This is a genomic window from Candidatus Dependentiae bacterium, assembly GCA_013821315.1.
In the GTDB taxonomy this organism is placed as follows: Bacteria; Babelota; Babeliae; order Babelales; family Babelaceae; genus JACDHA01.
The window spans coordinates 64,708-78,761 of record JACDHA010000001.1; the positions used below are offsets into that span (position 1 = coordinate 64,708).

Annotated in this window: 12 protein-coding genes; 6 read left to right on the forward strand and 6 right to left on the reverse strand. The window is 36.5% G+C overall.

All coding sequences use genetic code 11. The annotated features are described in order from the left end of the window. Positions 1-31 precede the first annotated feature (31 nt). Together murD and H0X48_00350 are read right to left on the reverse strand one after the other, a co-directional pair. Entirely contained in the window at positions 32-1,402 is a 1,371-nt protein-coding gene (murD, locus tag H0X48_00345; protein ID MBA3953756.1) for a UDP-N-acetylmuramoyl-L-alanine--D-glutamate ligase, read from the reverse strand. Then, positions 1,399-2,523 (reverse strand): ankyrin repeat domain-containing protein, encoded by a 1,125-nt coding sequence (locus tag H0X48_00350; GenBank protein ID MBA3953757.1) that lies wholly within the window; start codon positions 2,521-2,523, stop codon positions 1,399-1,401. Before H0X48_00350 ends, murD begins: the two co-directional genes overlap by 4 nt. Before the next feature lie 230 nt (positions 2,524-2,753). Here H0X48_00350 and H0X48_00355 point away from each other — a divergent pair, with 230 nt between their 5' ends. Continuing rightward, positions 2,754-3,263 carry a YbhB/YbcL family Raf kinase inhibitor-like protein gene (locus H0X48_00355; GenBank protein ID MBA3953758.1) on the forward strand — a complete coding sequence of 170 codons (510 nt, stop codon included), beginning with the start codon at positions 2,754-2,756 and terminating at the stop codon, positions 3,261-3,263. A gap of 25 nt (positions 3,264-3,288) precedes the next feature. On the opposite strand, the gene H0X48_00360 is transcribed toward H0X48_00355, so the two are convergent. Then, positions 3,289-3,789 carry a hypothetical protein gene (locus H0X48_00360; GenBank protein ID MBA3953759.1) on the reverse strand — a complete coding sequence of 167 codons (501 nt, stop codon included), beginning with the start codon at positions 3,787-3,789 and terminating at the stop codon, positions 3,289-3,291. A gap of 16 nt (positions 3,790-3,805) precedes the next feature. Continuing rightward, a complete protein-coding gene (locus H0X48_00365) occupies positions 3,806-4,297 on the reverse strand; it encodes a hypothetical protein (GenBank protein ID MBA3953760.1) in 492 nt (163 codons plus the stop codon). 197 nt (positions 4,298-4,494) lie between these two features. Between H0X48_00365 and H0X48_00370 the strand changes: the two genes are divergently transcribed. Further along, positions 4,495-6,399 carry an ankyrin repeat domain-containing protein gene (locus H0X48_00370; GenBank protein ID MBA3953761.1) on the forward strand — a complete coding sequence of 635 codons (1,905 nt, stop codon included), beginning with the start codon at positions 4,495-4,497 and terminating at the stop codon, positions 6,397-6,399. Between the two features lie 341 nt (positions 6,400-6,740). Then, the gene (gene ileS / locus H0X48_00375) at positions 6,741-9,641 is read left to right on the forward strand and encodes an isoleucine--tRNA ligase (protein MBA3953762.1); all 2,901 of its coding nucleotides are present in this window, start codon (positions 6,741-6,743) and stop codon (positions 9,639-9,641) included. 83 nt (positions 9,642-9,724) lie between these two features. Here the strand turns inward: ileS and H0X48_00380 are convergent, their stop codons facing one another. Beyond that, positions 9,725-11,983 carry a hypothetical protein gene (locus H0X48_00380; protein MBA3953763.1) on the reverse strand — a complete coding sequence of 753 codons (2,259 nt, stop codon included), beginning with the start codon at positions 11,981-11,983 and terminating at the stop codon, positions 9,725-9,727. 47 nt (positions 11,984-12,030) lie between these two features. Here H0X48_00380 and H0X48_00385 point away from each other — a divergent pair, with 47 nt between their 5' ends. From H0X48_00385 to H0X48_00395, 3 genes are read left to right on the forward strand one after another with little or no spacing between them, the layout of a single operon-like run. Next, positions 12,031-12,399: a type II secretion system protein gene (locus H0X48_00385; GenBank protein MBA3953764.1), complete on the forward strand. Its 369-nt coding sequence runs from the start codon at positions 12,031-12,033 to the stop codon at positions 12,397-12,399. Further along, positions 12,396-12,875 (forward strand): hypothetical protein, encoded by a 480-nt coding sequence (locus H0X48_00390; GenBank protein ID MBA3953765.1) that lies wholly within the window; start codon positions 12,396-12,398, stop codon positions 12,873-12,875. Before H0X48_00385 ends, H0X48_00390 begins: the two co-directional genes overlap by 4 nt. Beyond that, positions 12,872-13,270, forward strand: coding sequence for a hypothetical protein (locus tag H0X48_00395; GenBank protein ID MBA3953766.1), 399 nt, complete (start codon positions 12,872-12,874; stop codon positions 13,268-13,270). Before H0X48_00390 ends, H0X48_00395 begins: the two co-directional genes overlap by 4 nt. Here the strand turns inward: H0X48_00395 and H0X48_00400 are convergent. Beyond that, the gene (locus tag H0X48_00400) at positions 13,255-14,004 is read right to left on the reverse strand and encodes an ankyrin repeat domain-containing protein (GenBank protein ID MBA3953767.1); all 750 of its coding nucleotides are present in this window, start codon (positions 14,002-14,004) and stop codon (positions 13,255-13,257) included. The two genes, H0X48_00395 and H0X48_00400, sit on opposite strands and share 16 nt — an antisense overlap. Positions 14,005-14,054 lie beyond the last annotated feature (50 nt).

Below are 14,054 nucleotides of genomic sequence, written 5' to 3' on the forward strand. Positions count from 1 at the left end.
TTTTTAACTAACAACAAGAAGGCCTTACTATTTAAGTAAGGCCTTCTTGTTGTTCTAAAGCTTTTACTAATTGCTCAAAACAAGCACCACGCTCTTGGTAATTTTTAAAAAGATCAAAACTTGCTCCAGCCGGTGAAAGAAGCACAATGTCTTTTGGTTGAGCTTGAGTAGCACAAGCTTTAAATGCTGTCTCCAGGCTTAAGTGCTGTTCTGCCGGAATGCCAACTTCAAAGCAGTAAGAATACAGTAGTTCTGATTCAGCACCAAAGCAGACGATTTTTTTTACTTTATTTTTAAGTAGTTGAATAAGTGGTTTGCGATCAACTCCTTTACTAACACCACCAAGCAACAAGTAAAGAGGCTCAGACTGTAGATGATCCACAGCTGCTAAGGTAGCCTGCGCGATGGTAGACTTAGAATCGTTATAATAGCTTACGCCATTGATAGTTGCGACAAGGGCTAGTCTATGAGCTGGTAAATCAATGTCTGGCAAGCTTGTTAATTTTTCAAGTGGCAATCCAAGTTGATCACATACTGCTATAAGTATAACCCAATTAGCCTTATAGGATATGCTTGGCAGCAGTGCACTATCAAAAATAGTTTTAGCACCTAAAGTAGAAGTGTATTTAACGATACTAGTGTTATCAAAATAATAGAGTATGTCGTTAGCTTTTAATACTAATTTATCACTTGAAGATGGCGCTGTAGTGCTAAAGTAGACAAGCGGCTTTTCTGTAAGCTTTGGGATATTTAAAAAATAGGCTCCCAGTTCTAATGGTACAATAGTATGCTGAGCTTGGGTTTGCTGTGCTAAGATTTTATATTTAGCATCAAAATATTCTTTTACAGTACCATGGCGATCTAGGTGATTTGGATAAAAATTAGTCCAGACAGCAACTGTTGGCGCAAATGTTTTACATAACTCAAGCTGAAAGCTTGACAGCTCAAGCAAGCCAACATCTGCCTGCTGTTGTTGCCCAAGTAAATCGAGCATACCAAGGCCTATATTACCCCCTGTGGCAACTTGTTTGCTATAATGTTCTAATATTTTAGAGAGTAAGTGCACAACAGATGTTTTACCTACAGTGCCTGTAACAGCAATAAGTGGTTTATGCCATGCTTGGGAAAATAAATCAAGTTCAGACTGCCATTTATGGCTATACTGATTATATTTTCTTAAATCTATACCAGGACTCGGTATAATTTCGTTGTTAGAGTCTAAAAACTCGTTAAGCTCAGATTCAGGCCTATACATACACGAATGTTTATTTAAAAACGCCTGTTCCTCTTCAGTTGGTAGCCGCTTATCTAAAACTTGAAGTTCTACAGTGTCACTCGCAAGATAGCTTATTACTGATTTTCCCACAACGCCTAAACCCCAGACTCCAATTTTTCTTTTCATAGTTCCTCTGCGTCTATTGTGCTTGTATTTAAAGAGTTTACAAGCTCTTGTAAAAGTTCAAAGTGGTTAGTACTTGTTGTAACTGCAAGTTCAATAGGAGTAAGATTAGAGGTGTTTTCCTTACTTAAATGTTCCCTGCTTTCTTGCATACTCAAAAGAAGCTGTAGTGTGTTTTTACTTTTATGTTTACATGCTAAATGAAGAAGGGTATTTTTTTGCCTGTCCTTGCTTTTTAAGCTACAACCATGTTTAAGCAGTTGTATTACTGTAGTAACGTCATCAATGCCTATTGCATCAAATAATTCCTGAGTTTTGCGAGCAAAGTAGAGTTTTACTCGGCTGTTAGCATAAGCACCTTTGTTAAGTAAATGCACAATCTTACGAGCATCATCTTGTATTACAGCTGTCAATAAATGGCACTGGTTTTGTTGTGCATACTTGTACGTAGGATGACAATTTATTTTTTCGTTTGCAGGAGCATTATAGGCAATTAATATTTCGGTTGCTTTGGCTTTATAATGGAACACAGCGCTGTGTAAAGCGGTTAGTCTACAGGGAGTGTACGCTTTAATATGAGCTCCATACAGTAAAAGAAATTCAAGTGCCCTTACATGGTTATGACGTGCTGCAAGATGAAGGGGTGTAAATCTAGATTTATTACGAGCATTAACCTCTGCGCCATTATTAAGTAGAATTTCTAGTGCTTTTGTATGACCTTGACTAGCTGCTAAATGGAGAGGAGTTGCGTCAATACAATTGCGAGCATTAACATTTGCCTTGTAATCGATAAGTTTTTGTAATGTTCTCAAGGCGCCAGAATATGCAGCTGTATGGAGTGCTGTTTGTCTACTATTATTCTCAAGTTCTATTTCTGCCCCCTGATGGATAAGCAATTCGACTACTTCTGATTGATCATGAGCTGCCGCTTGATGTAACGGACTTATTCCACAATACCCTTGGGTGTTTACACAGGCCCCTTGATGCTCAATAAGATCTTTAATAAAAGTTGTATTATCCGTTTGAGCTGCATCAATAAGCTGCTGATTTGTACTAGGTGTACTAATAGAAGCAAAACCATATGCACTCATTGAGATTAAAAAAAGAATAATGGGTAATTTCATAAAGATGCCTATAATTATAGTAATGGTTTTTATCAAGAGTAGCAGGTCTTTTTTAAAGCTCAAAATTAAATGTATAACTTTATATATTTAATTGTTATCGCAAATGCCTTTTTCTTGGGTAAAAATAGTAATTCTTGCATTTTGATAGTAAAAAGTATTATTCTAAAAGAAATAAATAGGACAAAAGAACTGAGCTCAAGATGAACTATTTCTTACTTACAGGGGTTTTTATGAGTATACTAGACACACAGGCAGTGCCGCTCTTTAAGCTGCTAAGTACGGCGTTTGCGCATGAACAGCCTATTCCTAGAGAGTATACCTGTGAAGGTCGTAATGTTATACCGACCCTTTATTGGCAAGGAGTTCCTAAAGGTTCACGCAGTCTTGTGTTAATTTGTTTGGATCCTGACGCGTCAAAATCTGAGCCTTGGGTGCATTGGATAGTGTATAATATTCCGGTGAATCGTAAAAATATAGGTCCTATTTTAGATAGAAAAAAAGAAGTAAGTGATGGTACACTTCAAGGACGTAATAGTTCCAAAAAAATAGGATGGGACGGCCCTTGTCCACCAATGGGTGATGCGCACAGATACTTTTTTAGACTGTATGCACTTGATAGTATGCTTGATTTAAAGCCTGGAGCAACCAAAGAAGAGCTTCTTGATGCTATTAAAGAGCATATACTAGCTGAAACTGAGCTTGTAGGCCTTTATCAGAGTTCGAAAACTCCTAAATCTTAAGAAATATCCCATCGGTGCTTTTAAGTTATACTTTAAGCGCAGTTTTACTACCTTTACCTAGTGCCCATTTGCTTAATGCAACGGTGAAGGCTATTCCTATTGTGATAAGCACTAAGCTTAAAAAAATCTCCATAAGACTATCAATACCACCTTGTTGAGCTTTAATTTTATGGAAAAATTTGCCAATTTGTGACTCTTGTCCTTGCAGAAAATTAATTGTTTCACCAATTAGTAAACTATATAAAATAAAACTTAAAGGTATAACTCTTTTTTGCAATTGACTTAAGGCTTCCTCATGATATTTAGAATAAAAATAACCTATGATAAATCCAGATACCAAAAGATTACTTATAAACAATACAAGAAAAATAATAGTCTGCCAACCATTTGGTTCTTGAGTTGTATACATAGTTTTAAGCCACTGCAGCGCTAAAGCAGGAAGCATAAATAAAGCACCAAAAGTCAGGGAGACTAGTAAAAAAAACAGTCCTAATACAAGAGGGTTTTTAGAAAGTCGATCAAGCATAATAATCCTTTAGCTATTAGTTATTTTTATGGTGTTGTTGAGCTAATGCTACACGAGTACCCCATCTTAAAGATACTCTGGTTATTAAAATAAGCGCAGGTATAGCTAGGGTAAGAGTAAGTATAAAAAAGGCTGTACTACTAGATTCAGTTCCTAACCCTTGAGTATAATTTTGCACTCGAGTGGCAATGCTTGTTGAATTTAAAAGAGCAAAACCACGTATTGTCTCAAATAACACAGAAAAAGCAAGAGAGCTTATGGCTATAAGATAACTAGAGCTGCGTGTGATAAATGCGTGATAAGTTTTTCCATACAAATATCCTAGTATAAATCCTGAAACGACAAATGCTAGTAATGCTCCCAAGATATCTAAACTACTATCGCGTAGAGCTGTTTGAGCTGTTATATAAGGTGCTAAAGTAAAAGAATAAGTAACACTTAAAGTATAATTAATTAAAGCAGCTAGTAAGCCAAGAAGAACTGGGTTTTTAAAAATGCGTATAAGCATAGAAGACCTTAGGTAAGTAGTTATTAAGTATATTTTGCTAATAGTTTAGTGAGTTGATTGGTGCAAAGTCAATAGTAGCGTTTAGAGCTACCACTTAGAGTATTTTTAATGGCAAATATAATTTGTTGTACAATTTTTATTTTATGTTATAATTAAAAATATAAATTAAAATATTTGATATTAAGTTTGAGGAATAGATGAAAAAATTTATGATAGTATCCACGCTTGTATGTTCTTTAATGTTAACTTTTCAGCTTCTATCAATGGTGCAGCCTGTATTAGGTTCTGGTTATACTCAAAATTTTATTGATCGGATGAGGCTAACTGATTTAGAGAATAAAAAGATTGATGAACTCATGAGAAATGGTACTCAAGAGCACTTAGCTAGTTTGTTAGAGGAAAAAAAAATAGATGTGAATGCTGTATATGCTGGTGGTAAGACCTTGCTTCACTTAGCAATTGAATTAATCCCTAAATTGGTTGAAACACTGTTGAAGTATGGGGCCAACCCAAATATTGCTTGCAATTATGGTGCTCGAGTGCAATTAACGCCTTTGCAATTAGCTTGTGAGCAAAGGCCTATTAATAAGGAAGTAATTGGCATACTACTTAAAAATAATGCTAGCTCTGTATATAATTATGATCAAGCACCTTGGTGTTGGAACAGGCAAGTAAATATATTTGAAAAGTTTGTTGCAGCTGAATATAATCACGGTAAACTATGGTCACTTATTCATTATGCTGTACATTTAGGTGATAAAGAGCTATTACAGGTTATTATTGACAATGGCGTTGATATTAATACCTATTGTGGACACTATGCTCCTTTGCATACAGCAGTTGCTTGTAATAATCTAGAATTAGTCAAGTTTCTTATAGACTACGGCGTAGATGTAAATCTTCTTACAGCCAATGGTCATAGCACACCCCTTCATTTAGCTGCACAAAAAGGATATGTGGATATTGCGCGTTATTTACTAAGTAAAGAAGCTACATCAGATGAAGCTTATGATATTTCAGCTAATTTGCCTTTATGTATTGCTATTAAAAATGACGATATAGCAATGGTCAAGTGTCTTATTGAAGCTAAAGTTGATGTCAATGCTTCTGATGAGGAAGGACTTACAGCTATCATTATAGCTGCAGGTTACGGTAATAAAGAAATTATAGAATATTTACTTGCTAGTAGTGCATATATGGACGATGAGCCTAGTGGTCCAGTTTGCATAGCCCCTTTGCATGCAGCAGAATCAGGGCATATTGATGCTATTGAAGTATTTTTAAAGCATGGTTGGAGAATAAATGACTATGATGATAGTGGCCGAACAATGCTTCATCAAGCCATTTTATTTGGACAAGCAAAAGTCATTGAATTTTTACTTAATCATGGAGCTTCTTTTGAAACAGAAAGCTTTAAGGGTGAATATTTAGACGCACTATTACATGATGAATTTGATCGTACAGAATTAATACGCCCTAATCATTCTAAGTTGTATATTATTCAACAACTTTTAGCGCATGGGGCTCCAGTTTCTGAATTGTCAGCCGATAATGTAGAAATTAAAGAGGCACTTGGTATGCAAAGTAGCTTAAAGCATGCTGTATCAGTAGGTAATTTAAAATCAGTAACCTCACTTCTTAAAAATGAGGGCTATGCTTGCAAAGAAGTACTAGATTTTATTAATGTGCAACGTACTCAATTATTTAATGCTATTGAAGCCAACACTAAAGAAGCTAACAAAACTGTTATACATATGCTTCAAAGAGGCTTTACATTAAATACATGTGATAAAGAAGGTAATACTTTACTTCATAAAGCTATACAAGTGGGTAATCAAGAACTAGTTATGTTATTGCTTAGCTTATATGCTGGGAGAGAACACTTTTTATTAGATGATGAAAATATAGATCCCTTATCATATGAACATGTAATATGCAAAGTATATGTAGATAGAATACCCCAAGCTTTAAACAAGAAAAATAAGGTAGGTTTAACTCCTTTACATTTTACTCCTAACAACCCTGAAATACTCAAAAGTATTATGCAAGTTTGTACGTTCGACTCTTCTTCAACAAGAGTTTTTAAAAGAGCACATCAATAAAATAGTATAAAAACTTGTCTAAAAGTGCCTGCAAGAAGCGGGCACTTTTAGTGTAAGAGCAGGTCAAAGCGCCTGTATTAATTGTAATTATTTGGCTATTGAGCTATTATTAAATCAATAATAGCTTATATACTCTTGTAGCTCAGGAAACTGTAATTATGTTACAATTCTTTCTTTTATTTTTAACTATACCCTTTAGGCTGTGGTTTTTATGCCTTTTTGTAGGCAACTATTTTATACCTCTCTTATCTTCTATTAGTGGGCAGTATTGCCTAAATCAAACTACGATCTAACTACCTTATTTTTTATATAATTTTACTTTGTAATTGAAAGGATCCGCAATGGACTCTCACGATAACTCTAAAAAGAGTTTTAAAGAGACGCTTAATTTGCCCCGCACGGATTTTCCTATACGAGCAAATGCTGCTGTTGAAGATGTTACGCTTCTTGAGCGTTGGCAACAAGAAGATCTGTATCATGCTTCTTTTGAACATAATACCGGTCATGCTAAGTATATCTTGCATGATGGTCCTCCCTATGCTAACGGCAATATTCACTTAGGGCATGCGTATAATAAGATATTAAAAGATATTTTATGTAAATCGCGCCGTATGAGTGGTTATCATGTACCGGTAACTCCTGGATGGGATTGCCATGGACTACCTATAGAACTCAAAGTTGCTCAAGAAAACCCTGGGCTAAGCTCACTTGATCTTAAGAAAGCTTGCCGTACTTATGCTAATAATTGGATAGATGTACAACGTCAAGCATTTAAAAACTTAGGCGTGTTAATGGATTGGGACCATCCGTATATTACTATGGATTATGCTTATGAAGCCGTAACGGTGAAAGCTTTTGGTAAATTAGTTAAAAATAATTTTATCGAGCGTAAAAATAAGACAGTGCCTTGGTGTTTTAATGATAAAACAGTGTTAGCCTCTGCTGAAATTGAGTATAAAGATCGTAAAGATCCCTCTCTTTATGTGCTTTTTGAGTTCAAACAAGCTGATAGTCAACGTTTATTTGGTATAGATAATCCCGTAAGCATTCTTGTGTGGACAACAACACCATGGACTTTACCACTTAATAGAGCCGTGTTAGTAAAACCTAATGCTCAGTATGTGCTTCTTAACGTAAAAGATACTTATATTGTGGTAGGTGCAGATGTTGCTGATAAAATAGCACAGCTTGTTGAAGGTGAAAAACAAGTACTTAAACAATTTAACTCAAAAGAGCTTGGTGGTCTTTCTGTTAAACATCCTTTTATAGATCAAGATAGCCCGTTATTGTTTGATGATTCAGTTGGTACGCAAGAGGGTACAGCATTTGTTCATTGCGCTCCTGGTTGTGGTCCTATTGATTATGAAGTTGGTGTAAAAAATGGTCTATCTATTTATTCGCCAATTAGTGCTGATGGTAAGTATACCCAAGATATAGAGCCAAAAGAGCTTGTGGATATGCCAGTAGCTGAGGGTCAAATTTGGGTAATTCGTAAACTTGCGCAACTTCAAAAGTTATTTTATAAAACAAACATTACGCATAGTTACCCCCATTGCTGGCGTTGCCATAACGGCCTTATATTTAGAGCTACACCCCAATGGTTTTTTGACCTTGAGCGTCAGAATGTAAAGCAAAGAGCTCTTGATGCTATTGAGGCTATGAACTTTATTCCTGATAGAGGCAGAAACTTTTTGCGCGCAACTGTTGAAAACAGGTGGGAATGGTGTTTATCAAGGCAACGCGTGTGGGGTACACCAATTCCAGCATTATTGTGTGTTGGTTGCGATAAAGATTACTTGACTCCTGAGCTTATAGATAAAGTGGCTGAGGGTATAGCACGCGAAGGTATTGAATATTGGGATCGCGTAAATTTAGAAGATTTGATAGATCCAACACTTGCTTGCTCTGGTTGTGGCGTTACTAACTTTAAAAAAGAGTATGATATATTAGATGTTTGGTTTGATGCAGGGGTAAGTCATTACGCGGTTCTTTTTAATAATCCTGCTTTAGCATTTCCTGCAGATATCTATCTTGAGGGTGTCGATCAGCATCGTGGCTGGTTTCAAAGTTCATTGCTTACCAGTTTAGTACTTGAACAAGAGCCATGCACAAAAACTATTATGGCGCATGGCTATACAGTTGATGCTAAAGGCCAAAAAATGTCTAAATCACTTGGAAACGTGGTAGCTCCTCAGGATATAGTCAAACAAGTAGGCACTGATGGTCTCAGATTATGGGTAGCAAGTATTGGTCATGGAAGCGATCCCGTAGTATCTGATGTTCTTCTTCGTAACGTAGCTGAAGTGTATCGTAAGATACGTAATACCTGCAGATTTATGCTTTCAAATCTCTATGATTTTGATATTACAAAAGATGCAGTGCCTGCTGATAAGCTGCTGCCGTTTGATCGCTATGCAGTAACACAGCTTTCAATGATTAACGAAGAGATAACCCAGGCCTATGAGTCGGTTAACTTTACTGATGTATTTCATAAACTGGCTGATTACTGTAGCGTAGAGTTAAGTGCTTTTTATCTTGATATTGTTAAAGATCGCTTATATGTAGAAAAAGCTACGGGTACCGAGCGCCGGTCAGCTCAAACAGCTTTATGGTATATTTTAGATACTCTTACTCGTTTAATAGCTCCCGTGCTTTCTTTTACTGCTGAATGGATTTCAGACTTTTATCAGAAAGACAAAAAAAGCTCTATCCATTTGCAAAATTTTCCTAACACTCAAAAATTAAGAGACTATTCGTTTGGCGGCTTAGAACCTCTTTGGCCTGCTCAAGGTACGCAAGTGCAACAAGGTGCAATAAGCAAAATGCAATTACAACTTGAAGAACAGACTTATTTAGCTCAATGGGCAACGCTTAAACAAGTACGCTCAGTGCTTCTTAAGGCTCTTGAAGTTGAACGTGAAAAAGAACTTATCAAGCATTCACTTGAAGCTAAATTGGTAGTGTATCTTGATCTTAACCAAGAAAATCTTAAGTACCTTGAAACGTTGTTTTCATTATTTACCCGTTATAGCTATAGTCTTGAACAGTTTTTTAAAGAGTTTTTAATTGTATCTCAGTTTGAACTTGCTTCAAGTTCTCAAGGTTTACAGTCAACTACTATGCCTGGAGTGTATGTATTGGTATCTCATGCTGAAGGGGTTAAATGTCCTCGCTGCTGGCAATGGAGTATAACCTCTAATGTAGATAATCTCTGTGAGCGCTGTGCTTGCATTGTATGTTAGTAGAGAGTTTATTAGATTAATAAAAGAAAAGGTCCCAAGTAATTTGGGACCTTTTCTTTTAAGATATATAGCTAGAGGTGCTTTTAAGCTTCAGTGCTCGTTTCTGGTGCTGGTACTATTTGCCCAGCAAGAGGTCTAGGATTACCTATTTGAGCTACTTTTTTTTGTTCTTCACGATCTTTCTGTTCTTGTTCTTTAAGTTTAGGTGGAAACTCTTTAATGCCCAGTGCTTTAGAAATGGTATCAAAGTAATAGTGCGCTTCTCTTGGCCAATCGCGTGCGATAACAAAAGATCTACTAGCTGCTTCTTTTTGGGATTCTTTTTGACGACTTGCTGCTGGCTTTTTTAAGTCAACTTCAGGTTTATCAAGGCCATAGGTTTTAGCTTTTTCTGCATTAAAGGGTGGTTTGCGGTTGAGGCTGCGTGCTTGTTTGCTTAAAGCAGTATGTAAAGTAGTATGCCAAGAAATTATCTTATGACCATGTGGATCAAACACTTTTTCTTTCCACAATTTTTTAAGAGCACCGTTATCTTTTATTTTATTGACCTGAGATCCTATTTTATTAAGATTGCTTAACATGTCTTTGAAATCGGGTTGCAGAATAAAAGCATCAATCGGTTGTAAGACTTCTTGAGCAGATTGTGTGCTATCACGAGTTGTTGGCTTAGTAAAATAATTTTCTGCATTTTTAGCAGCGCTAATAAGAGAGGTGATTTTACTTGGGCTTCTCATAAATCCGTTACTATCACTATCGGCTGCTGTAGAGGTAATTAATTTGCCTTCGCTATCAAATGCATCTTTAATGCCAGCTATGTTTTTTGCTAACTGCTCTATAGTAGTTTCAAGCTTACCTTCTTCTTTATCGCTCATTTTTGGCGCTTTAGCACCTGAACCTGATCCTGGCCTTTGAGGAGCATCTTTTTCTTTAGTATCTTTTTTGTTTTCATCTTTTTTTTCTTTACCTTCGGGTTTGCCAGCTTTGCCTTGACCCGTAGATTTGCCGCCTTCTTGTTTTGAGTCTTGGCCAGAAGATTTGTTATCGCCAAAGGGATTGTTGTCTGAACCATTTCTCAAGTCGCGTGGTGCTTGCTGAGGGGCATACAGTGAACGAGCTGCATCTTGACGAACTTGATTATAAAAATCAGAGAATTCATCTTTTTGTCCTCGTGATTGCATACCACGTGTATCAATTTTTACTGGTTGAGCAAGTCGTTTAGCTGCTTGTTGTTCAAGGGCATCTTGAGCTTTTTTAATCTCGAGCTCTTTAGGCTGATGTTGCTTGATAAGCTGCTCTATATCTCCCAGAACTTTTTGGCTATAAAAAGCAGTGCTTAACTGATCTATTATTTGAGAAAAAGCTTTATGAGCAGTTTCTATTCGTTGCTTGTCGCCGCCCCTGTTTTCGCGTAGCAACCTATCAGTTAGTGCCCGCTGTTTAGGCTCCTTTAGTCGATCATAGGCATCTTGTATAAAGCTAAACTTTAATTTCGCTTCAGTGACTTTTTTATGCCGGTCTTGCTTAGAGATAGTTGGTTTATTTAAACGCCGTTCAATAGTATCGGGGCTATTAGTCTGTTTTAAAGTTTGGAAAGCTAGATCAATTTCATCTTGAGTTGCTGTAGAAAAGAGCCCTAGAGTATCATAAGGATTCTCTTCACTTAGTTTAGAAGGCTCTCTGAGCTTTATAAGTGGTTCATTTGTCGCTGCAACTTGAGCAAGTATCTCAAGATTTTTATAGAGTTTAGAGAATTCTTTGCTTGTTATATAAGTAAGCAAGGGCTCTTCTACTAAAATAGTAAGATAGTACATAAGATCGTTAAGTTCTTGGTGCCAACGCTCAAGCTTATGATTCATCTGAGGGAACTGGCCAGCTTTTTGGCGTACAGATGCTAAGTTTTTAGATAATTCTTTAAGCATGCTACGAGCATTTGTTGGGTCAACAACGGCTAGACGAGTTGTTGGTTTTTCTGGCTGCTTTTGTATTTCTGGTTTTGTAGTATCTTTTGGTATAGTGGGTAATTTTGTGCCCGTGGATTGCGCTTGTTCTTCTTGTTCCATAAACTTAAAAATATCATCTGGATTAAGAGGATCAAGCCCTTTAGAGCGCATTTTGTCGTCTATTTCTTTGCCTACTTTTGCAAGCTCTTCTTGAGCTTCAGGTGGCATATTATTTAAAAATTCAAGAAAATCATTAAGGCCTTGTGAATCAGCATCATTTAAATTAAGCCCTTCAAGATCAGCTGGATTGAGTTGTAATCCTCCACTTATTAGAGGTATACTGCTTACCATAGGTCCGCACGCAAGAGCAAAAGAAAGGCATACATGTTTAAAAAAGTTCATAGAGCTCGCTTTCTGTTACCTAGTTTTTTAAGTACTATTAATTAAATATGTCTATTTTTAATTTTAATTTAAAATCGCATAAAAGTCAATCGTCAGGGTTTATCCTGCTAGAGATTATGGTAGCGCTTATAGTGCTTATAACGTTAAGCATGGCACTTGGTGGCTGGTATAGCAGCGCTCTTACAGCACGTATGCGATCTGACAGAAAGGCGCAAGCACTTATACTTGCAAGTGCCTGCATAGAACAATGTAGAGCTCAAGGAACTATAGTGCAAAAAAATATTCCAGACTATTTTAAGCTCCATTGGCGATTGGTGCCTGACGCTGTTTTGTCTCATTTTGCTACATTGACTGTGTCTGTTAGGTGGTCTAAGTCTGAGGGTATAGAGCTTATTACTGGTATAGTAACCTCATGACCTGCCCTAAGTGTTCAAGAGCTGGTATCACTCTTGTTGAGTGTTGTGTCTATCTTATGAGCTTGATGTTGCTACTGAGCCTACTGCTTACTGTGCTTAGTGCTTTTTATAATCGCATGCAATCTGAGGTATATAGTACTAATACTTTTACTCAGGCTCTTATTGCTTGGCGTGTACTTGAATATGATATAGCAACAGCAGTTAAGCTTGATGTTAAAAGAGGCAAAAACAATCAACTAGAGCTTTTTATTAAAGATAGTAATAACTCCTATAAATGGCATCTTAAAAAAGGTTATTTAGTGCGTGGTGTTTGGAGCGATAAAAAACATGGCTATGTGTCTAATGCCATTGCTGGAAGTTGTAAGGATTTTACTGTTTCTATAGGCAGTGAACTTGTTCGTTTTGCTTTTAATTTTAACGCACAAAATACTAGTATACAGGGTACTGTTGCGCCACGTTTGAAAGCTCTACTATGATCTTGCCACTTGTGTTGAGCGTATTATTTGTTTTTAGTAGCTATCTTTTAGTGCTTTCGCGCCATAACGGCTATTTAATTGCCACGCTGCATGAGTTATGCAAAGAAAAACAGCAGTACTATTACACCGAAGGCTTACTTTCTTATGGTATTGCTCTCTATAAAAACCAAGGGCATACGTGGCACTTTCCTGTAACTAAGCAAGTGTCGTATGGTGGCAAAGAGGGACTCGTAGATTTTACAAAAACAGATGCCCTTATTACCGTAAAAGCCTCTAGTTTACCGGATCATTCGTTAACGCTTACTTGTGTTTTAAAGCTTCATAAAGATGGTACTATTACTTTGCAGGCCTGGCATAAAGTTAAAAGCATAAAAAATAATTACACACAAAGCTGAGCAAGGAGTTGCATACTGCTATAGGGGCTATTGGCTATATAGTTGAGAGGTGTTAATTCCCTTTTATTGCTTTTCATTATGTGCTGCATAGCACCATAGCATAACAAGATTTTAGTAGTTTCTTTACTATGCGCTTGTAGTGCTTTATGAAGCAGAGTGTTTCCTAAGTTGTCTTTAATATGTATGCTCATGCCTCGCTTGAGTAACTTTTTAACTATTTCTGACCTGTCTTGCTCTATAGCTTTAAAAAGTTCTTGCTTTTTACTAGCAAGAAAAGCAAGTGCGTTTTTGTTTCTTGGTGCACCTTGCTGCAATAGTTTTACTACATCTAATATACTATCTTGAGAAATTGCTTTATCAAAAAGACCATTGCAAATTTCGATAAAAGCTTCATTTTCTCTAGACTCTTTATCAATCGAAGCGCCATAAGCCAAAAACAAAGGGATGCATGGCAGGTAATTCTTTTTTAGAGCCCATAAAATTAAAGTAGATTCGTGGGTATATATTTCGTAAGGCGGCGGGAATCTGGTTTGCCATATAACTGGTATAAAAATATCATCAGGATGAGCAACCACCTGTTGCTCTAGGAGGATAGTATCTTGTTTTTTGATTAATGGTATTAATGGATGCTGTGCTTTATAATCATTTAAGAGAAATGGCCCAGGTGGAAATAAAGTGTATACCGTGCTCATAAAACACGCGGTAACTAATAATTTTAAAATAAGTAATTTCACAGTGTATTTCCTGACTTAATAATAAATAGCAAGCTTTAATTGAGTATAAA